We start from the raw sequence: 20,437 nt of genomic DNA, 5'->3' as shown, positions 1-20,437 counted from the left end.
TGAAAATCTTCACAGCTTATTATAGAGGACATGTTATTATAAATCTAATTCATATTTCGAGCTTTTTTAATAGAATCTATCTATGTATAAAGGAGTGAAGCCCCTATGAACTTACGTCATTTGCAGTATTTTCGGGTCATTGCCGAAACGGAACATATCACACAGGCGGCGATCAAATTATCCATTACCCAGCCAAGCCTCAGCCATGCCATATCGGAGCTTGAGAAGGAACTGGGAACTTATTTATTTGAGAAGCAGGGACGGAATATCCGGCTTACCAAGTACGGCAAGCTCTTCCTTAGCTATGTTAACCGCGCTCTGGACGAGCTGGAGAAAGGCGAGAAGAAGGTCCGCGAACTGACCAGCCCATCAACCGGGGTGATCGACCTTGCTTTTATCTACACACTTGGCGCTCATTTTGTACCCGCGCTGGTGCAGTCTTTTTCCTTGCTCGATGAACATAAGAAAATGTCTTTCACTTTTCATCAGGGAAATACGAAAAATATAATACAAGGCTTAAAAGACGACCAATACGATATCGCCTTCTGCTCTTATATGGAACATGAACCCGAAATCGAGTTTATTCCTTTGGCCGAGCAAGAACTGGTCGTCATTACGCCCAAGAATCATCCTTTATCTGAACTGGGCAGTATCGATCTTAAAGAGACGACTCCCTATCCTATGGTTTATTTCAACCCAAAAAGCGGCCTGCGGCCGATCATCGACAGCTTGTTCGCCAGGGTGGGCGCAAGACCAAAGATCGTATGCGAAATTGAAGAGGACACCGCTATGGCGGGTCTTGTATCGGTAGGATACGGCATTGCGGTGATGCCCCGTATCTCCGCCCTTAACCATTTTGATGTGGATATTCTCAATATCAGCAACCCGTCTTACGAACGCTTTATTTACGTCGCGAGCGTCCGCAACCGCTATTTATCTCCCGCCGCCACGGAGTTCCGGAATTTCGCCATCAATTATGGAAAGAAATTTTTTCTAAAAACGCATAAACATGTCTAACCATATCAAGGCAAAAAGGCGGTCCAAGGTTTACTCCTCAGTCCGCCATTTCATTTTCACGGAATCGCGCTGGGTCTCTGCCGACATCTCCACAAAAACGTTGTTACACTCGCGGTTTATTTTATGTTAAAATGTACCTGAAATCGTTTTCAAATAAGCGATTCATGTTTATGAGTCAAACGTTTGCATCTACGATACAGCCGCAAGAATTCGCTGCAATTCAATCTAATCCGAAGATTAGGGAGGCTTATCCGCTTGAACGAGAAGAACTTACCGTCAGTCGCTTATTTCAGCATGGAGTACGGGCTGCATTCCGATTTCAAAATGTACGCCGGGGGGCTTGGCATTCTGGCCGGCGATTACATCAAGGGCGCCAAGGATATCCATGTCCCAATCATTCCCATCGGCCTGAAATGGAAGCAGGGCTATACCGACCAGAGGATCGACGCGAACGGCAATCCGTATGACTCTTACCACAACTATGTGTACGACTTTCTCGAAGATACCGGCGTAAAAGTCACCGTCAAGATCCGCGGGTTAGACGTTATCTGCAAGGTTTGGAAGACGGAGCATTTTGGCAATAATCCACTCTACCTGCTGGACACGGACATCCCGGAGAATGCCGACGCATGGATTACAGGCCAGCTGTACGGCTGGTTCGGCGAAGAACGGATCGCCCAGGAAATCGTGCTCGGGATCGGCGGGGTAAAAGCCTTGCGGGCGCTGGAAATCCCGGTGGATGTGTATCATTTTAATGAAGGGCATGCCGCGCTGGCGGCGGTTGAACTAATCCGCGAAAAAATGGCCGGCGGCGACACCTTTGAGGAAGCCTGGAAAGCGACCCGGCAGGAGGTTGTATTCACCACGCATACGCCGATCAAGGAAGGCAACGAGTCGCATCCGCTGAGCCGTCTGGAGTATATGGGCGCCTTCAACGGGCTGACCCGCAGCCAGATGGAACGCATCGGCGGAGACCCCTTTAACATGACTGTCGCCGGTCTGCGTCTCTCCCGCATTTCCAACGGAGTAGCCAAGCTCCATGCCGAGACCGCGAATAAAATGTGGAAGGAAGTTCCCGGCCGCTCGCCGATCATTGCCATCACCAATGCCATTCATACGCCTACTTGGGTGGACGAACGCATCACCCGCGCCTACGAAGAGAACGGCGACCTGTGGGGCGCCCATGCGGAGATCAAGAGCGAGCTGATCGGGTTTATCGAAGAGCGTTCCGGCATCCGGCTGAATGAGGACAATTTGTTGCTAGGCTTCTCCCGCAGAGCCGCCCCTTATAAACGAAGTGATCTCATCTTCTCGCGGCCGGACATCATCGAGCCTTACCTCGAATCGGGCAAAGTGCAGATCGTCTTCTCCGGCAAGGCGCATCCGCTGGACGACACCGGCAAAAAAATTGTCAGCAACCTAGTCGCCATGATGAAAAAGTATCCGAAAAGCGTCGTGTTCCTGGAGAACTACGACATGACGATTGGCGCAATGCTGACCCGCGGCTCCGACGTATGGCTTAACAATCCACGGAGACCGCTGGAAGCGAGCGGAACCTCCGGGATGAAGGCCGCCATGAACGGCGTGCTCAACTGCTCCATTCTGGACGGCTGGTGGCCGGAAGCCTGCATCGACGGCGAGAACGGCTGGCAGATCGGCGACGGCTTCGAGACGACCGATTTTGAGCTACTCGACCGTCATGACAGCGAAGCGCTGTACGATACTCTCTTGAACCACGTCCTGCCGACCTATTACGACAACCGCGAGAAATGGACGCAAATGATGCGTAGAAGCATCGAGACGACCCGCACGGAATTCGCAACCAAGCGCATGCTGGAGGAGTACTACGCCAAAATGTATATCCCCTCCTGACTGTTTCCCCGTCATCAACCCCCGTCCGAATCGGGCGGGGTTTATAATGCCACCGTATACTTTCCGCCTTTTTAACCGTCTTGCACCCTCTGCCTGCCAATTTTTTAAAAACCTTTTATAAAAAAATGATCTAAAAATATTGCTTTTTCCAAAAACACTATTTATCATATACTTATACTAAATCTAAATTTAATCATATGAGGTGACATGTACATGAGTTCAAACCATGACCGCTTAACGACCAGTTGGGGCGCTCCGGTAGGAGACAACCAAAATTCACTTACCGCAGGCTCGCGAGGCCCGACCTTGATCCAAGACGTCCACCTGCTGGAAAAGCTGGCTCACTTCAACAGAGAACGCATCCCGGAACGTGTCGTTCATGCCAAAGGAGCCGGAGCTCACGGATATTTTGAAGTCACTCAGGATCTTTCCCAATATACAAAGGCAGCCTTTCTCTCCGACATCGGCAAACGCACGCCCATGTTCATCCGCTTTTCCACCGTTGCCGGTGAGCTGGGCTCGGCCGATACCGTCCGCGACCCGCGCGGCTTTGCCGTCAAGTTCTACACCGAGGAAGGAAACTATGATCTGGTCGGCAACAACACGCCGGTCTTCTTCATCCGTGATGCGATCAAATTCCCGGACTTTATCCATACGCAGAAGCGCCATCCTCAGACCCATCTGAAAAATCCGACAGCCGTCTGGGATTTCTGGTCCCTGTCGCCCGAGTCGCTGCATCAAGTTACCATTCTGATGTCCGACCGCGGCATTCCGGCAACGCTGCGCCATATGCACGGCTTCGGCAGCCATACGTTCAAATGGGTCAACGCCGAAGGACAAGCGGTTTGGGTGAAATACCATTTTAAAACCGAGCAGGGCATTCAGAACATGGATGTCGATGTGGCGGCCAAAATCGCCGGCGAGAATCCGGATTACCATACGGAGGACCTGTTCAACGCAATCGCAAACGGCGATTTCCCGGCATGGAAGCTGTACGTGCAGATTATGCCGATCGAAGACGCGGATACGTACCGCTTCGATCCGTTCGACGTCACCAAAGTATGGTCGCAAAAAGATTATCCGCTGATTGAGGTCGGCCGCATGGTTCTGGACCGCAATCCGGAGAACTATTTTGCCGAAGTGGAGCAGGCCACCTTCTCCCCAGGTTCCTTCGTTCCAGGCATCGAGGCTTCTCCCGACAAAATGCTTCAGGGCCGTCTGTTCGCCTATGCCGACGCCCACCGCTACCGGGTAGGCCCGAACCATAACCAGCTCCCGATCAACCGTCCGCAGTGCCCGGTGCATAACCACCAGCGCGATGGCGCGATGGCCGACGGCAACAACGGCGGCGCCTCCGTATACTACGAGCCGAACAGCTTCGGCGGACCGAAAGAGTCTCCGGAGCATAAGATTGCCCCATATGAAGTCTCCGGGCAGGCCGCCAGCGTCGCCTATGACCATCACGATCATTACACCCAGCCGGGTGATCTGTACCGCCTGCTGAGTGAAGACGAACGCACCAGACTGGTGCGCAACATCGTCGATGCGATGAAGCCGGTGGAACAAGATGACATTAAGCTCCGTCAGATTGGCCATTTCTACAAAGCCGATCCCGAGTTCGGCACCCGAATTGCCGAAGGACTCGGACTGTCAGTAGCGGCTGAGAACTAATAACCCCCATTTTTATTCTAAGAAAAGCCCTGAACCGCCTGGTTCGGGGCTTTGTGCTGCCATCCTAAGACGCTGACCCCTTTGATTAATTTGAAACTTTTGGGAATTATGTGCGTCTAATCAGTAATGATCTGCTCATTAAATGACAAACAAGCATTTGAGGAGGTAGCATCAATGACCATCGTTTATAAAACTAAACCCGTCGTCAAATGGACAGCCGCAGTCCTAATTGTATTTCTTCTAGCCGCGATGATTCCTTACGCCGGAAGAAGCGCAGCCGCAGAAGCATCGCCTAGATCAGCCGGCCGACCGGTCGTTCTGGACCCCGGCTTCGGGTACCGCAGCATCTGGGAGACGCTCGCGAATGAACTGTATAAGTCCAGTCCCGTGACCGCCTATCTTCCTACCCGCCTGCCGGATTCCGGCTCGTCTTACTACGGCATTTCAAGCCGGCTAACGGAGGAGGGCTATGCCATCCGGCTTTACAGGACTGATAAAACTCCATCCCCGGCCAGCACACTGCCCGGCGCGGCATCGCCTGTCAGCCATTCCCGGAGCGCCTTGATGGAAACTTCCGCCGGAGCAGCCCAACCGTCATTCCCGCATGGAGATACGGTTCTATTTGCAAAGAACGGCTGGACTTTTTATGCGGATTCCTCAGCAGCGGGGACGGTCAGCCGCAAACGGCAGCTTGTTCAGACCTTCTCCCAGGCTGTTAAATTCGCAACACCCTTATCTGCCGACGCGAAAGGCATCGTTAACGTATCGGGCACGGGAAACAGCGCCGTCTACTCCGCTTATTGGTCTTTTGATGGCAAGACGGGCTACAAGCTGGTAAGCCATACTTCCTTCGCCGATTTCCTGTCGGTGCTTTACAGCTTCCGGCCGGTCATTAATCTGCTGGATCAGGCGGATGTGGTGCTGCTGCCGATGGATTCGGAGCTGAATTGGCGGATTGGCAGTAAGACCGCTTTTTACCCCCGGGAGAACAAGCGCACGGCGCTCAGCGTCGCTCCCCTTCTTATTGACGGGATTCCCTATTTTCCTTTAAAAGATGCCATTGTATTTATTAAGGGGAATATGCAAACCGTCCCGGCGGAGAATGCCGTTTATTTCTCGGAAGAAGGATACTACAATCAGCTTAAGCTTTATTTAAAAACGGGCCAAGTGTATAAAGGAACTCAAAAAATCGCCACCATTAAGGTCCACAAAGCGAATGGCGCAACCTTAGTACCGCTCCGTTTTTTGCATGAGCAGTTGGGCCTTGTGTTCAGCTATACCCCTGCGACGCAGACGGGAAAAATCCAACATACCGGCTGGTTCACGACCAACCGGGTACTTCAGGCGTCCAGTGACACTCTCTCCCTATCGGTATTCGGTATCGGCAGTTTTTCATACGAGAGCAGCCGGTTCGGTTCTTTCGGTTCATACAGCTACACCCAGAGCAAACCTCCGCAGGGCTATAGCGGACGTAAATACGCTATGTACCGGGTCAGCATCCCTCTTTTGCCCGGGGACAATGCATTCGTATACCGTGACTCCATAACTGACCGCATCATCAACACCATTCCTGTCCAATCCGCGTTAACTGCGGCCGATATATCTTTCCGTTACAGCGGTGATCCGTCCTATGACTCCCTGGCCCTTGATCTGAAGCTGACCTCAAGCGACGGAACCTCGTGGCCGGCGGGCTACGCGGAGACATCCTCTTATGCCGACTTAAGCGGCGCTATAACAGCGGGCGGCAATGGCTTCTCCTCTCTGAGGCTCACGCTGCGGCCGGCCCATGGAAGAGAGAGCAAGGCTGTCAGCATTCCGGTAGCCAAGGACGGCAGCTTCACCTACCGAATCAAGCCGGAACAGGGAAAAGGCACCTACACCGTCACGCTGTCTAATCCGCCAGGGAGCCTCCCGTTCGACGCTTTTGCCGCTATTGTAAGCTTCACGCTCGTCGTGAAATAAGCGGCGAACACTGATAAAGCAGCATTTCCATTGATGGGGATGCTACTTTGCTGTTTAAAGTGAGCAGCCGGAGCGATCCGCTTCAGACCGCTTATTCCATTACATATGTATGGATGATTCACAACCACCAGAAGCTATGAATGCCGCTGGCATAATTCAATTAAATGGACTCCGGCCCATACCTCCGCATCATCTTTTGGGTTTGGGCCGCAATGATATCCAGCGCCTCATCCCAGCCGATCCGCTCACCTTCAAGTTTTTTATTCCGTACGGAGAAGCTTGGCGTAATACGAGCCTGTCGTATACAGAGCGGCAACCGGATTATGACCCATAACGCGGTCCTTCGTTACCAACGTTGTTACAGGGGCGTCCGAATATTTCATAAACAACGAATCATGACCGACGCAAAGTCCAACCACCACATTCAGATCGGTTTGTTCCGCATTGAGGATTTTGGCCTGCATAAGCGGATTGCAGAGCGACTCATGGCCGCCTTTTCTCACTTTATCCTCATCTGGAATGCCGATTTCGGTCTTGTCCACGCCTCCGACTTTGCATATGACACTATAGAATTCTAGACCCCGGGCCTTTAAAATTTTCGCAAAAACTTTGCTTTCCTGAATCAATCCGGCACAGGTTGCAATACCGATCTTCTTAGCGCCTAACTTTTTCGCAAATTCAATAATCTCTTCAACCCGGGTCAGCTTGCCGTAAAATTGTCCCTCGACCTCCGCCGATGCCCTTGCAATTCTCGACACCAGCTCGTCCTTTTTATAGGCATCTAGGGCTTCCTCGAGGAACACCTCATCGGAATTCGTCGTAGGGCAGGCTTTCGGAAATTCCGCTTCCCTTGTTGTGCAGTTGTATACGCCGCAGCTCGTGCATGAAAAATTATAATCCGCCATAATGTCCTCCTCCAGTTTGAATGTATGAACTAACGGCCGGCCTAACTGCTAAATATAAAAAAGGCTAAGCATACAAGCGCAGCCCGCAGCATGCCTTGTATCTTAACCTCTTTTGGTAAAGTCGGTTTTTATTTCATTACTCATCCCGCCAGCAAGTCAGCGTTTGAGTGACCTCTAGTCGTCTAGATGGATCAATTCTCACACTATTCACACTAACTTAGTATGACTTTAATGCTTAGCTTTACGATCGTCAATACAAGAAGGACTACTCATAAATAAAATTGCTCTAAATGTGGCTCAACCTAAAAATCAGTGCTTGATTATTTATTGCGACAGACCGACTACGGGGCGTGATGCGAGAGCGATCTGGCTTCAGTTTATCTTGCAATTCTCAATATACTCGCTTCCCCATTCCGTCAGCACATTAATCATCGGATAAAGCTTTTTCCCCAAATCAGTTAAAGAATATTCCACCTTTGGCGGAACTTGATTATAAACCTCACGGTGAATAATTTGAAAGCTTTCCAACTGCTTCAGTTGTTTAGTCAGTGACGCATGCGTTAAGCCGTCAAATTTCCGTAACAGCTCGTTAAAACGTATTGGTCCGTCCTTTAGATGAAAAATGATCATGAATGACCATTTACCAGACAATACTTTCTGAGCTGCAGTGAACGGACAACTTAAGTCAGCCTTTTTTAATTCAATCATGGAACTTCACCTCTTCTTTTGCTCTAAGTTAATATAACCCTCTATCAGTAATGCTAAAAAACAAGCCCTACGTTTGAACCGTTATCCCCCTCTTAAGTATCCCATTTGATCCTAACGATACAAAAATATCGTACTATTTAAATCTATTATATTATAATAATATTGATTATGCATCAAATTTATCTTAAAAGGAGCAGGGATAATATGTCGACGAATGAAGGAAAATTCAGTGGTAAAGTTGCCTTGGTTACAGGGGCAAGCCGTGGTATAGGGGCTGAAACAGCCAAAAAATTAGCTGCTGGCGGAGCAGGATTTATAGGCGTTCATTACGCCAATAATAGGGATGCTGCTTTAAAAGTTGTTGATGATATTAAGGCTTTGGGCTCAAAGGCTGTGGCTCTGCAAGCAGAATTAACGACTGGCATTTCCGGTGTAAAAAAGCTTTGGACTGCATTTGAAGATGCTGTTAGCTTGGAATTTGGAACTGTGCACTTGGACATCTTAATCAATAACGCAGGAATTGCACCGGCCATTCCTTTTGAAGAAACGTCAACTGAAACGTTTGAAGATGTAATTAATGTTAACCTTAAAGCTCCATACTTTCTTACTCAAGCAGCTAGCCCGTTTATACGGAACGGTGGACGAATCATTAACATTTCTACTGGCTTTACTCGTGTTGCCGGTCCAACACATACCATTTATTCGGCTTCCAAGGGAGCCATTGAGACACTTACTTTGGCTTTAGCTCCACTTTTTGCATCAAGAGGTATTACTGTTAATGCAGTAAGGCCTGGAACTACGGCTACTGATATGAACAAGGATTGGCTCGCAAACCCAGAAGCTCATGCTGAAGCAGCTTCAATTTCTGCTTTTGGAAGAGTTGGGACCACTGAAGAAGTTGCTGATGTAGTTGTGTTTGTAGCATCTGAGGAAGCGCGATGGATCACGGGGCAATTTATTGATGCCACCGGAGGAAGTAGGCTATAATAGCAATAAAAATAACTGGAATTTGATGTTAAAGGGTTTGTAATTAGGAAATTGTCCTCCAATTTTAGATACTGGAGGACAATTTTGTAATTTTTTTGTTTTCACCACGTTCGAATAAAATCAGTGCTTGACTATTAGCTGAACATCCGATGACGATGGCATTCGACGAGAATACCAGATCTATAGCGATTACGATTTCGTGTGAAATAGTGGCGGCGTTGGAAAGCTTTGATACGATTATGGCGACCCTCTACGGTTGCATTTGTCCATCGGCATTGATGATAGTTCACAATCTCCTCTTTCCAATTGCACATCGTCTTTAAGGTACCTCGGACGGCGGTGTGCTCGATCTGAGCGCCTTGCTTGCACCAACGCTCAAATCCCAGTTTGGCTACGGCAAAGTTGGGCGAGCAGTCATACCAAGTCGTGAACGCTTCCTTCCATTCCCATACTCTGCGCAACAGCGGGGAATAGTTCAGCAGCACTTCCAGTCGATTTCTACTTTCCTCGCCAAGCGATTCCGCAGGAGGATTCAATAAACGATGGTTCGCTTTCAGATAGGCCTTAGCCCGTGGCGACAGCGTATGTTGCACCGTTTTCCGAACCTCCTGTACACTTTCGATCACGTAGCCGTGAACATGAAACCGGTCCGCGATGCGAATCGCATTCGGGAAACATTCACTGATCCAGACATGATAAACCTGCGCCAAATCCATAACCACAGCCTTGGGGTTAAGCAAGAGAAAGTCCGGATGCGCTTGGGCATACGCCTGCAGATCTTCAAGCTTTCGACCCGGTAATAGGTCCAGCATCGTTTCACCTTTGAGGTTGTGAATGCCTGTGTTATACGTATGGCCTTTTTTGATGGCAAAGTCATCGACACCTAAAACCAGGGCGGCGGTTGTTTTCGCTTCTTCCCATACTTGCTCATAGATCTGCTCGCACTGGCCCGGAACCGCCTCGTTGTGCATACGCTGTACGGTGCTGACCGGCGCTTGCTGCATGCGGGCACCGTGTGCAGCCGTGGAACCGAGCACTAGTTCAACCGTATGAGCGCGGAAAAGTCTACTGTAGCGCTGTTTGGGTCCGACAAATTCGTATACCCATACAAACCCGGCTTCGCAGCGTGTGCAATACATCCGAATGGACGGCACGTGCAGATACGTTTTCTTTTCAAACACAGGAAGATGGCGGATGGTCCGTGCATCATTCCTTCCCTTACGGATGACATCTCGGTCAGACTTACAGTATGGGCAGCGTTGCTTGTCACCAAGTGGTATCGCTTCTATGTGAATGGCATCGGTACCGATGGACAAGATTTGGTGAATCTTTAGCTCTGGCAAATCGAGCATTTCATTGATATACTGAGTCAGCATCTGTCTATTCCTTTTCGTTGTGGGTGGGGACTTACAACTTTACAGGAATAGCAGATGTTTTTCCATTTTCGCGTGCCCAGATAAGCACGCATCTTCTAGCCGGTGAAAGTCCGGTCACGGGAGGGACCAAGCCCCCGTGTAGCTAGGATACCTGCGTATGGCGAAATCTGTGCGTAGAAGCGTATCGACGAAAGTACTTGTCAGAGACAAGGCGAGCAACATACCAGGCCGTAACATAAAGTGAATCCTGCCGCGTCGTCAAAAAGGCCTCGCAAGAGGGAGAAGAGGAAGCCGAGTCTCGGATCATTGGACGAAGGCCACGGAAGCTGTTTAGAACTTGGAGCGACAGCGAAGAATCCTCCGGCGTATGGGGAGCGGCATGGTCTGAAAGAGGATGCAGTGAACTGGGGATACCCTCCCCTGCACAGAGTTTTTTTTTGAAACACCGTAAAGAGACGCTCTATAAGCTCAACAGGTGAAGTGAGTGGTCTGCAGGAAGGGAGTCCGAGGGGCTCATAGTACCGAAGAATCGCAGGACAACACAACCTGCGGGAGGGAAGGAGCCCTGCTTTGTTCAGGTTTCACAAGGAGGTACGAGTCAGTGAATGCCAAACGGCTAACAACACCAAAGGAAAACGTTCAACAACTCCAAATGAAACTAGGTCATGCGGCCAAGGAAAACAAGAAACGCAGATTTCACGCGCTGTATGACAAGGTATACCGGATGGACATCTTGCGGGAAGCATGGCGGAGAGTACGGGGCAACAAGGGAGCGGTAGGCGTGGACGGAGAGACGCTGGCGGACATTGAAATGTACGGCGAGCAGCTATTCCTGCACGAATGTGAGCAGCTTTTGAAAGACGGCAAGTATCATCCTCAGCCAGTGCGGCGGCAGTACATCCCGAAGAAGGATGGCAAAATGAGGCCGCTTGGCATCCCCACTGTCCGGGATCGGGTCATACAAATGGCAGTGAAGCTGGTCATGGAACCCATCTTTGAAGCGGATTTTCAAGAATCCTCTTTTGGATTTCGACCGAAGCGGAGCGCCAAGCAGGCGCTGGAACGAATTCGGAAAGCCTGTAACCGGAAAGGCAATTGGGTGGTCGACGTCGACATCCAAGGCTACTTTGACAACATCAATCAGGAGAAGCTTATGAAGCTGGTAGAAATGCGAATCAGCGACAGACGTGTACTAAAACTGGTGAGGAAGTGGCTGAAGGCTGGGGTTCTGGAAGAAGGAAGCGTCCGGCGCTCAGACCTTGGAACACCGCAAGGCGGAGTCATTTCGCCGCTTCTAGCGAATATCTACCTGAATTACTTCGACAACCTGTGGGAGCGTCACGGCAGCGGGATTGGAGAACTTACCCGGTATGCGGACGACCTGGTCGTAGTGTGCAAGACGAAGAAGGAAGCGGACCGTGCGTACGCTCTCATTCAAGCGATCATGGAGCGACTGGACCTGACCTTGCACAGGGCGAAGACACGGGTTGTCGGACTATGGACTGGCGAGGAGGGATTCGACTTCCTGGGGCTGCACCACCGAAAGACAAAGGCAGAGACCTCGCAAGGGAAGGTGTACTATACGACCCAGCAGTGGCTAACCCGGAAAGCGGAAGAACGCATACGGGAAGTAGTAAAGGAGCGGTTGGCTCCGCCGGCCATGCGTCATAAGTCGCTTAACGATCATGTGGCATGGCTAAATCCGAAGATACAGGGGTGGCGCAACTACTACTACACGCCTTACAGCCAGCAGAAGCTTGCGAAACTGGATTGGTACATTCTCCAGCGACTTGCCCGGTGGCATGCCAAGAAACGCCAGCGCAACAGGTGGATGAGTTCAGTTCGAGAAGTGAAAATCTTAGCTCAAACGATGGGACTTAAAGCGCTCTTGTGATCTGCATGCCCATGAATGACGAACATCGGAAAGCCGTATGAGGGAAAACCTCACGTCAGACTGTCTAACAATTATTAAAAAATCCTCGTTTTTTGACATGAAAATAGATGAGCTTTGTCGAATCTCTACATCAAAGGAGATGAGCGTATATGCCTTATATTGAAGGTGAAGATAGACATCAAATTCATTTACTGCCAAATACTTTGGACGACTTTGTAGAAGAAGAAAATCCTGTCCGAGTCATCGATGCTTACGTCGATAGTTTGGCCCTGGAAGAATTGGGGTTTCAGGTGTATTCGGGCACCAAATCAGGGCAAAAACCTTATCGCAGGGAAGATCTTCTCAAGCTCTATCTTTACTGTTATATGAACGGCATCCGTTCCTCTCGCAAGATGGAAACCGAAACGAAAAGAAACATTGAACTGATGTGGCTAATTAGCAAGCTCCATCCGGACCACGGTACTTTATCTGCTTTCATGAAGAATAACCAAACGGCTATAAAAAAGCTGTTCAAAGAGTTCACCTTACTGTTAAAAGGTTTCGGGTTGATCGATGGTCAACTTGTCGCGATTGACGGCACAAAATTAAAGGCGAACTGCTCTAAAAAGCAACACTTTAATGCTAATATTGTCAGTAAGAAGCTAGAGTATATCGATGAAAAAATCGATGCCTATTTGCATGACTTTTTAATGGAGGACAATCGCCAAAAAAAGCAGGAAATCACGGAAAAGTTAGAGGTCTATCAAGAGAGAATGCACGAGTTGCAGGTAATTAAACAAAAACTCAAGGAAACAGGTGAAAAGCAGCTTTGTGTTACCGATCCGGATGCCAAATCAATGAAAAACAACGGGAAGCATGAAGTTTGTTTCAATGTTCAAACTGCGGTGGACAGCAAGTATAAACTGATCGTAGACTGCGATACGGTCAATGATGTCAACGATCAAGGACAGCTATCCAATATGGCGGAGAAAACAAAGCAAGTTTTCCATGATCAAAAAACTACAATTCTGGCCGATACAGGCTATTATAATTACCTTGAAATCATCGATGTTGTCGACGAAAGCACCGAACTCTTAATTAAGCCGCAAAAGGGAAAGCAAAACAAAGTGGAAAGCGGATTTGATAAAGAGAACTTTGAATATGACGCCATCGACGATAGATATATTTGCCCGTTGGGTTATGAATTACCCTTCAAATGGAATGGAAAACAAAATGGAAAAGAGTATAGGCGTTACACTTGCGAAGCCTTCGATATTTGCGGACAAAAAGAGTCCTGCACGTCTGCCAAAGGTGGAAGGGTGGTAACCAGACTTAAAGACGAAGAAGTGATCGAGCGGATTACCGAAAATACACGTAGTCAAAGTAATATTTATAAGCAAAGAACGGCAATCGTTGAGCACCCTTTCGGGACGATGAAACGTCACTTGGGCTATACATACTTTTTAACACGAGGGTTGGCATCAGTAGGTACTGAGACCCATTTGATTTGTCTTGCCTATAATTTCAAGAGACTGATTAAAATAAAGGGCGTGAAGGACCTCATACGTCTCTTCAGTGACCAAGCTCGTTCAAAATCTAATATGCACGACGTTTATTTGAGCAAAATTGCATAAACCCACGTTTTAAAGCATGCTCAGCAATCAGTTGTTAGACAGTCTGACGTACGGTTTGATGAGGAGGGGCTGAAAATTTCTTCAGCCCTTTACTCTAGATCCTTGGATTATTTCGTCAAGCACTGATTCCAGTTTTGATCCCTAAATGTTACAAAAAAACATCAAGACGGATTTATTACTCTAAGATTCCGAAGCCCGGTCTGCACGATAACGCTTCCGGCAGATGTTCCTTTAACTCCTCGATAAATTTATGAAAGGCGCTCGTCATGTACAGATCGCGCCGCCGTATAAAAACCGTCGGAACTTCCCGATACCTCTCCGGAAAAGGATAGCACCGGATGCCGTCCTTGACATTCAGCTTATTGTAATAAGATACAGGCAGTACGGCAAAGCCGATCCCCGCTTTTACACAGCCCAGCAGCCCTTCCATCGTTCCGAACTGCATGACTTTGGCTAGACGGTAACCTTCGTCCCGGAGCCACTCCTCAAACCGCAGCCGATACATGCAGTCCGGGTTCAAGATCAGCAGTGTCTTGTCCTGAATGGTTCGGAGCCCGCGAAAATCCATCGTCTCCGGTATGATAAGACCCAAACGCTCGTTAATGATAAGCTCCTGAACAATGTCCGGATGCTCGATTGGCCCATCGACAAAGGCTCCGTTAACGGAATACTGCAGGACGGCATTGATGAGATGATCGGTTGATCCGATATCCAGATGGACTTCAACCTCAGGAAATTTGCCGCGATAGGCGGATAAAATAGAGGGCAAGCGTATCGCCGCCGTCGTATCGGAGCCAACCGTAATGGAGCCCTTGGGAATGGGCGAATCCAGAACCGCTTTTTCCGCCTCCTCCAGCAGGTTTAAAATCTTCTCGGTATACGTCATAAGGGTCTGACCCGCGGAGGTCAGCGTGATCCCCCGGCTGTGCCGGTAAAAGAGCGGAGTCTTCAGCTCCTGCTCCAACTGCTGAATTCTTGCCGTCACATTCGATTGTACATAGTTAAGACTCTGGGCCGCTTTTGAAATGCTTCCTTCCTCGGCGACCGCCCTGAACACCTTCAGAAGTCCAATATCCATCCCGGCACGCTCCCCTCTTTTTAGCTATCAGCCATAGTGATGTCCTCCATCATTTCCCTTCATTATACATGATTGGCCTCTCCCCTTATGATGGAATTACAAAAGAAATCCATTTAAGAGGTGAAACCGATGGAAAATAAACGTTGGCGTTTTAAAGTGCCCGGGGGATCAGGCAGCAAAGAGATCATCATCGACACCAGAGAAATCACGAGTGTGTATGACATTCTGAAAAAGCTGAGAAGCGTGGAGAAAGCAGTTCCCTTTGAAGAAGCAACGGCTCCCCGCCAGGAAACGAACCAAAACTTCCCCGGCAAACCTAAAGCCGTATAAGAACACTGTGGATACGGATGTATATAAAAAAAGACCTCTGCAGCGCAGAAGTCTTTTTGACGCAGTAAGCGGGTGATGGGAATCGAACCCACGCTATCAGCTTGGAAGGCTGAAGTTCTACCATTGAACTACACCCGCAAAGGTGAAAATCGGGATGACACGATTCGAACATGCGACCCCCTGGTCCCAAACCAGGTGCTCTACCAAGCTGAGCTACATCCCGTTAATATAAGTGGCGCGCCCTGAGAGATTCGAACTCCCGACCTTTTGATTCGTAGTCAAACGCTCTATCCAGCTGAGCTAAGGGCGCAAAATATGGAGCGGACGACGGGAATCGAACCCGCGACCCTCGCCTTGGCAAGGCGATGCTCTACCGCTGAGCCACGTCCGCAAAGATATGGTGCGGTCGAGAGGACTCGAACCTCCACGGGGGGTTAGCCCACACGGACCTGAACCGTGCGCGTCTGCCAATTCCGCCACGACCGCAAAGATAAAACATGGTGAGCCATGAAGGACTCGAACCTTCGACACCCTGATTAAAAGTCAGGTGCTCTACCAACTGAGCTAATGGCTCGCGTAAGATGGGGTCTCCGAAAAGCACTCGGAATCATCATCTAAGCTTAACTTCACTTTTTGGGGTGAAGTGGCTGGGGATATAGGATTCGAACCTATGCATGACGGAGTCAAAGTCCGTTGCCTTACCGCTTGGCTAATCCCCAACAGTACAAATTAATCAATGGGGCGATCGATGGGACTTGAACCCACGAATGCCGGAGCCACAATCCGGTGCGTTAACCCCTTCGCCACGACCGCCATAATTAAATGATTCGGTAAATGGTTGTACAAGAACAGATAAATCAAATGGCGGAACCGACGGGATTCGAACCCGCGATCTCCTGCGTGACAGGCAGGCATGTTAGGCCTCTACACCACGGTTCCACGAGGCACTTCTTTGTTAAGAAGATTTGGTTGCGGGGGCAGGATTTGAACCTGCGACCTTCGGGTTATGAGCCCGACGAGCTACCGAGCTGCTCCACCCCGCGTCAGTAATAAGAGTATTGATTTATGGTGGAGGCTGAGGGGATCGAACCCCCGACCCTCTGCTTGTAAGGCAGATGCTCTCCCAGCTGAGCTAAGCCTCCATATAATTGGTGACCCGTAGGGGATTCGAACCCCTGTTACCTCCGTGAAAGGGAGGTGTCTTAACCACTTGACCAACGGGCCATGCTATAACGTGTATCAATATCATCTCTTGCGGCAAACGAATCCAACGGAGAGAGAGGGATTCGAACCCTCGAGACGCTTTTGACGCCTACACGATTTCCAATCGTGCTCCTTCGGCCAACTCGGACACCTCTCCATGATATGTAAGGTACCCCGGAAAGCACTATAAACATTTCTGTCTATTATACTTTCCGGAAAGGTAACTCCCCGAACAGGACTCGAACCTGTGACAACTCGATTAACAGTCGAGTGCTCTACCAACTGAGCTATCAGGGACCATGGTGGGCCCTAGTGGACTCGAACCACCGACCTCACCCTTATCAGGGGTGCGCTCTAACCAGCTGAGCTAAGGGCCCTTTTAGGTAATATGTAACCGTCGCGGTAAAAAACACCACAACGAATATATGTTGTGTCCGCTTGGCAGCGTCCTACTCTCCCAGGACCCTTCGGTCCAAGTACCATCGGCGCTGGAGGGCTTAACGGTCGTGTTCGGGATGGGTACGCGTGGAACCCCTCCGCCATCGCCACCAAACGGGCATTTGTCATTGCAAATGCATATATCAGGTGTTCAGCATCGCCAAATGCTGATCGCAACTCCGGTTTACCGCAACCGCTAGGGTTACATCAACCAGAGTTCTTGCTCCCTGAAAACTGGATCGAAACGAAACATTGCGTTGTTTTGGATAAGCCCTCGACCGATTAGTATTGGTCAGCTCCACACGTTGCCGTGCTTCCACCTCCAACCTATCTACCTCGTCGTCTTCAAGGGGTCTTACATACTGGGAAATCTCATCTTGAGGGGGGCTTCACGCTTAGATGCTTTCAGCGCTTATCCCGTCCGTACGTAGCTACCCAGCCATGCTCCTGGCGGAACAACTGGTGCACCAGCGGTACGTCCATCCCGGTCCTCTCGTACTAAGGACAGCTCCTCTCAAATTTCCTACGCCCACGACAGATAGGGACCGAACTGTCTCACGACGTTCTGAACCCAGCTCGCGTACCGCTTTAATGGGCGAACAGCCCAACCCTTGGGACCTACTTCAGCCCCAGGATGCGATGAGCCGACATCGAGGTGCCAAACCTCCCCGTCGATGTGGACTCTTGGGGGAGATAAGCCTGTTATCCCCAGGGTAGCTTTTATCCGTTGAGCGATGGCCCTTCCATGCGGTACCACCGGATCACTAAGCCCGACTTTCGTCCCTGCTCGACTTGTAGGTCTCGCAGTCAAGCTCCCTTCTGCCTTTGCACTCTTCGAATGATTTCCAACCATTCTGAGGGAACCTTGGGACGCCTCCGTTACGCTTTAGGAGGCGACCGCCCCAGTCAAACTGCCCGCCTGACACGGTCCCCGTACCCGCTTAGGGTACCAGGTTAGAACCTAGATACGATCAGGGTGGTATCCCAACGGCGCCTCCACCGAAGCTGGCGCTCCGGCTTCCAAGGCTCCCACCTATCCTGTACAGATCGTACCCAAGTTCAATATCAAGCTGCAGTAAAGCTCCATGGGGTCTTTCCGTCTTGTCGCGGGTAACCTGCATCTTCACAGGTATTAAAATTTCACCGGATCTCTCGTTGAGACAGCGCCCAAGTCGTTACGCCATTCGTGCGGGTCAGAATTTACCTGACAAGGAATTTCGCTACCTTAGGACCGTTATAGTTACGGCCGCCGTTTACTGGGGCTTCGGTTCACAGCTTCGGATTGCTCCTAACCGCTCCCCTTAACCTTCCAGCACCGGGCAGGCGTCAGCCCGTATACTTCGCCTTGCGGCTTCGCACAGACCTGTGTTTTTGCTAAACAGTCGCTTGGGCCTTTTCACTGCGGCCCCCTCGGGCTATTCACCCTACCGAGGCACCCCTTCTCCCGAAGTTACGGGGTCATTTTGCCGAGTTCCTTAACGAGAGTTCTTCCGCGCGCCTTAGAATTCTCTTCTCGCCTACCTGTGTCGGTTTGCGGTACGGGCACCTTCTCCTGGCTAGAGGCTTTTCTTGGCAGTGTGAGATCATGACCTTCGCTACTATAGTTTTCGCTCCCCATCACAGCCTGGCCTTGCGATGCGCGGATTTGCCTACACATCAGCCTCACTGCTTGGACGGACATCCATCAGTCCGCGTCACTACCCTCCTGCGTCCCCCCATTGCTCATAACGGATTATGGTGGTACAGGAATATCAACCTGTTGTCCTTCGACTACGCCTGTCGGCCTCGCCTTAGGTCCCGACTGACCCTGAGCGGACGAGCCTTCCTCAGGAAACCTTGGGCTTTCGGCGGATCAGATTCTCACTGATCTTTTCGTTACTCATACCGGCATTCTCACTTGTATGCAGTCCAGCTGTCCTCACGATCAACCTTCAACCCGCATACAACGCTCCCCTACCCCTGATGCAAGCATCAAGCCATAGCTTCGGTGGTGTGTTTAGCCCCGTTACATTTTCGGCGCAGAGTCACTCGACCAGTGAGCTATTACGCACTCTTTCAATGGTGGCTGCTTCTAAGCCAACATCCTGGTTGTCTGTGCAACTCCACATCCTTTCCCACTTAACACACACTTGGGGACCTTAGCTGATGGTCTGGGCTGTTTCCCTTTTGACAATGGATCTTAGCACTCACTGTCTGACTCCCGGCGACAAGTAGATGGCATTCGGAGTTTGACTGAGCTTGGTAACCCTTGCGGGCCCCGCACCCAATCAGTGCTCTACCTCCATTACTCTTATTCACCGAGGCTAGCCCTAAAGCTATTTCGGGGAGAACCAGCTATCTCCGAGTTCGATTGGAATTTCTCCGCTACCCCCACCTCATCCCCGAACTTTTCAACGTTCGTGGGTTCGGGCCTCCAGTGCGTGTTACCGCACCTTCACCCTGGACAGGGGTAGATCACCCGGTTTCGGGTCTACGCCCACGTACTTAAGCGCCCTATTCAGACTCGCTTTCGCTGCGGCTCCGGCTCCTCGCCTTAACCTTGCACGTTAAACGTAACTCGCCGGTTCATTCTACAAAAGGCACGCCATCACCCCTAAAATGGGCTCTGACTTCTTGTAAGCACACGGTTTCAGGCACTGTTTCACTCCCCTTCCGGGGTGCTTTTCACCTTTCCCTCACGGTACTGTTTCACTATCGGTCGCCAGGGAGTATTTAGCCTTGGCAGATGGTCCTGCCGGATTCATACGGGGTTTCACGTGCCCCGCACTACTCGGGATCCGTCTTGGAGGGAATAGACTTTCAATTACAGGGCTGTTACCTTCTCTGGCGGGCCTTTCCAGACCTCTTCGTTTACCCTATTCCTTTGTAACTCCGTGTAAGACGTCCCACAACCCCGAAGAGCAAGCTCTTCGGTTTAGGCTGTTCCGCGTTCGCTCGCCGCTACTGACGGAATCACTCTTGTTTTCTCTTCCTCAGGGTACTTAGATGTTTCAGTTCCCCTGGTCTGCCTCTATCCATCCTATGTATTCAGATGGAAGTGACTGTGCATTACCACAGCCGGGTTTCCCCATTCGAACACCCCCGGATCAAAGCTTGCTTACAGCTCCCCGAGGCCTTTTCGTTGTTCGCCACGTCCTTCGTCGGCTCCTGGCGCCTAGGCATCCTCCGTGTGCTCTTAGTAGCTTAACCAACTAAGCACTCTTACTTCACTTGATCAATCGCTTGACACAAGTTTCAGCTAAAAGATGTTCTAAAACGCAATTTTCGTTTCGGTATCCAGTTTTCAAGGATCAAGGTTCTTGCTTTTGAGAGATTGAACTCTCAAAACTGAGCAACGAGTGAGCGTTGCCGGAAGTCAAGCTTCCGTATTTGAATGTTTCCGC

Annotated in this window: 12 protein-coding genes, 15 tRNA genes and 2 rRNA genes; 8 read left to right on the top strand and 21 right to left on the bottom strand. The window is 50.1% G+C overall.

Translation table 11 applies throughout. The features are described from left to right. The first annotated feature begins 105 nt into the window (after positions 1-105). From VK70_RS01535 to VK70_RS01520, 4 genes are all read left to right on the top strand, one after another. Positions 106-1,017, top strand: coding sequence for a LysR family transcriptional regulator (locus VK70_RS01535; protein WP_025695256.1), 912 nt, complete (start codon positions 106-108; stop codon positions 1,015-1,017). A gap of 255 nt (positions 1,018-1,272) precedes the next feature. Next, the gene (gene glgP / locus VK70_RS01530) at positions 1,273-2,889 is read left to right on the top strand and encodes an alpha-glucan family phosphorylase (protein ID WP_025695255.1); all 1,617 of its coding nucleotides are present in this window, start codon (positions 1,273-1,275) and stop codon (positions 2,887-2,889) included. Between the two features lie 213 nt (positions 2,890-3,102). Further along, positions 3,103-4,560 (top strand): catalase KatA, encoded by a 1,458-nt coding sequence (gene katA, locus VK70_RS01525; protein WP_025695254.1) that lies wholly within the window; start codon positions 3,103-3,105, stop codon positions 4,558-4,560. Positions 4,561-4,734: 174 nt separating this feature from the next. Then, complete coding sequence (locus VK70_RS01520; protein ID WP_025695253.1) at positions 4,735-6,522, top strand: stalk domain-containing protein; 1,788 nt, start codon at positions 4,735-4,737, stop codon at positions 6,520-6,522. Positions 6,523-6,782: 260 nt separating this feature from the next. On the opposite strand, the gene VK70_RS01515 is transcribed toward VK70_RS01520, so the two are convergent. Continuing rightward, positions 6,783-7,427 carry a DUF1847 domain-containing protein gene (locus VK70_RS01515; protein ID WP_025695252.1) on the bottom strand — a complete coding sequence of 215 codons (645 nt, stop codon included), beginning with the start codon at positions 7,425-7,427 and terminating at the stop codon, positions 6,783-6,785. A gap of 372 nt (positions 7,428-7,799) precedes the next feature. Beyond that, entirely contained in the window at positions 7,800-8,135 is a 336-nt protein-coding gene (locus tag VK70_RS01510) for a winged helix-turn-helix transcriptional regulator (protein WP_036639954.1), read from the bottom strand. A 204-nt stretch (positions 8,136-8,339) separates the two neighbouring features. Between VK70_RS01510 and VK70_RS01505 the strand changes: the two genes are divergently transcribed. Next, positions 8,340-9,122, top strand: a complete 783-nt coding sequence (locus VK70_RS01505; protein WP_025695250.1) for an SDR family NAD(P)-dependent oxidoreductase — start codon at positions 8,340-8,342, stop codon at positions 9,120-9,122. A 134-nt stretch (positions 9,123-9,256) separates the two neighbouring features. On the opposite strand, the gene VK70_RS01500 is transcribed toward VK70_RS01505, so the two are convergent. Continuing rightward, complete coding sequence (locus VK70_RS01500) at positions 9,257-10,498, bottom strand: ISL3 family transposase (protein WP_025695249.1); 1,242 nt, start codon at positions 10,496-10,498, stop codon at positions 9,257-9,259. Between the two features lie 601 nt (positions 10,499-11,099). Here VK70_RS01500 and ltrA point away from each other — a divergent pair. Both ltrA and VK70_RS01490 read left to right on the top strand, forming a co-directional pair. Next, positions 11,100-12,392, top strand: a complete 1,293-nt coding sequence (gene ltrA / locus VK70_RS01495) for a group II intron reverse transcriptase/maturase (protein WP_046722687.1) — start codon at positions 11,100-11,102, stop codon at positions 12,390-12,392. A 149-nt stretch (positions 12,393-12,541) separates the two neighbouring features. Then, positions 12,542-14,005, top strand: a complete 1,464-nt coding sequence (locus VK70_RS01490) for an IS1182 family transposase (protein WP_025695462.1) — start codon at positions 12,542-12,544, stop codon at positions 14,003-14,005. A gap of 175 nt (positions 14,006-14,180) precedes the next feature. On the opposite strand, the gene VK70_RS01485 is transcribed toward VK70_RS01490, so the two are convergent. Then, positions 14,181-15,083 (bottom strand): LysR family transcriptional regulator, encoded by a 903-nt coding sequence (locus VK70_RS01485; RefSeq protein ID WP_025695097.1) that lies wholly within the window; start codon positions 15,081-15,083, stop codon positions 14,181-14,183. 129 nt (positions 15,084-15,212) lie between these two features. Here VK70_RS01485 and VK70_RS01480 point away from each other — a divergent pair, with 129 nt between their 5' ends. Next, positions 15,213-15,413 (top strand): hypothetical protein, encoded by a 201-nt coding sequence (locus tag VK70_RS01480; RefSeq protein ID WP_025695098.1) that lies wholly within the window; start codon positions 15,213-15,215, stop codon positions 15,411-15,413. A gap of 67 nt (positions 15,414-15,480) precedes the next feature. On the opposite strand, the gene VK70_RS01475 is transcribed toward VK70_RS01480, so the two are convergent. From VK70_RS01475 to VK70_RS01395, 17 genes are all read right to left on the bottom strand, one after another. Then, positions 15,481-15,551, bottom strand: a tRNA-Gly gene (locus tag VK70_RS01475). An 11-nt stretch (positions 15,552-15,562) separates the two neighbouring features. Further along, positions 15,563-15,636: transfer RNA gene (locus tag VK70_RS01470), tRNA-Pro, on the bottom strand. 10 nt (positions 15,637-15,646) lie between these two features. Next, positions 15,647-15,723: transfer RNA gene (locus VK70_RS01465), tRNA-Arg, on the bottom strand. Between the two features lie 6 nt (positions 15,724-15,729). Further along, positions 15,730-15,804: transfer RNA gene (locus VK70_RS01460), tRNA-Gly, on the bottom strand. Positions 15,805-15,811: 7 nt separating this feature from the next. Further along, positions 15,812-15,899, bottom strand: a tRNA-Leu gene (locus tag VK70_RS01455). A gap of 12 nt (positions 15,900-15,911) precedes the next feature. Then, positions 15,912-15,987, bottom strand: a tRNA-Lys gene (locus tag VK70_RS01450). A gap of 70 nt (positions 15,988-16,057) precedes the next feature. After that, a tRNA-Gln gene (locus VK70_RS01445) sits at positions 16,058-16,132 on the bottom strand. Between the two features lie 18 nt (positions 16,133-16,150). Continuing rightward, a tRNA-His gene (locus tag VK70_RS01440) sits at positions 16,151-16,226 on the bottom strand. A 49-nt stretch (positions 16,227-16,275) separates the two neighbouring features. Next, positions 16,276-16,352: transfer RNA gene (locus VK70_RS01435), tRNA-Asp, on the bottom strand. A 27-nt stretch (positions 16,353-16,379) separates the two neighbouring features. Then, positions 16,380-16,456 (bottom strand) — tRNA-Met (locus VK70_RS01430). Positions 16,457-16,479: 23 nt separating this feature from the next. After that, positions 16,480-16,555: transfer RNA gene (locus VK70_RS01425), tRNA-Val, on the bottom strand. Positions 16,556-16,562: 7 nt separating this feature from the next. After that, a tRNA-Glu gene (locus VK70_RS01420) sits at positions 16,563-16,637 on the bottom strand. A 47-nt stretch (positions 16,638-16,684) separates the two neighbouring features. After that, a tRNA-Ser gene (locus VK70_RS01415) sits at positions 16,685-16,773 on the bottom strand. A 67-nt stretch (positions 16,774-16,840) separates the two neighbouring features. Continuing rightward, positions 16,841-16,913 (bottom strand) — tRNA-Asn (locus VK70_RS01410). Between the two features lie 3 nt (positions 16,914-16,916). Next, positions 16,917-16,993, bottom strand: a tRNA-Ile gene (locus VK70_RS01405). A 59-nt stretch (positions 16,994-17,052) separates the two neighbouring features. After that, positions 17,053-17,169 (bottom strand): 5S ribosomal RNA (gene rrf, locus VK70_RS01400). Between the two features lie 147 nt (positions 17,170-17,316). Beyond that, positions 17,317-20,243, bottom strand: a 23S ribosomal RNA gene (locus VK70_RS01395). Between the last annotated feature and the right edge of the window lie 194 nt (positions 20,244-20,437).

Origin of the sequence: Paenibacillus durus ATCC 35681 (assembly GCF_000993825.1) — a bacterium.
Lineage (GTDB): Bacteria > Bacillota > Bacilli > Paenibacillales > Paenibacillaceae > Paenibacillus_AQ > Paenibacillus_AQ durus_B.
Note: the sequence above shows the minus strand (reverse complement) of the source record. Positions and strands in the feature narration are given on the sequence as shown.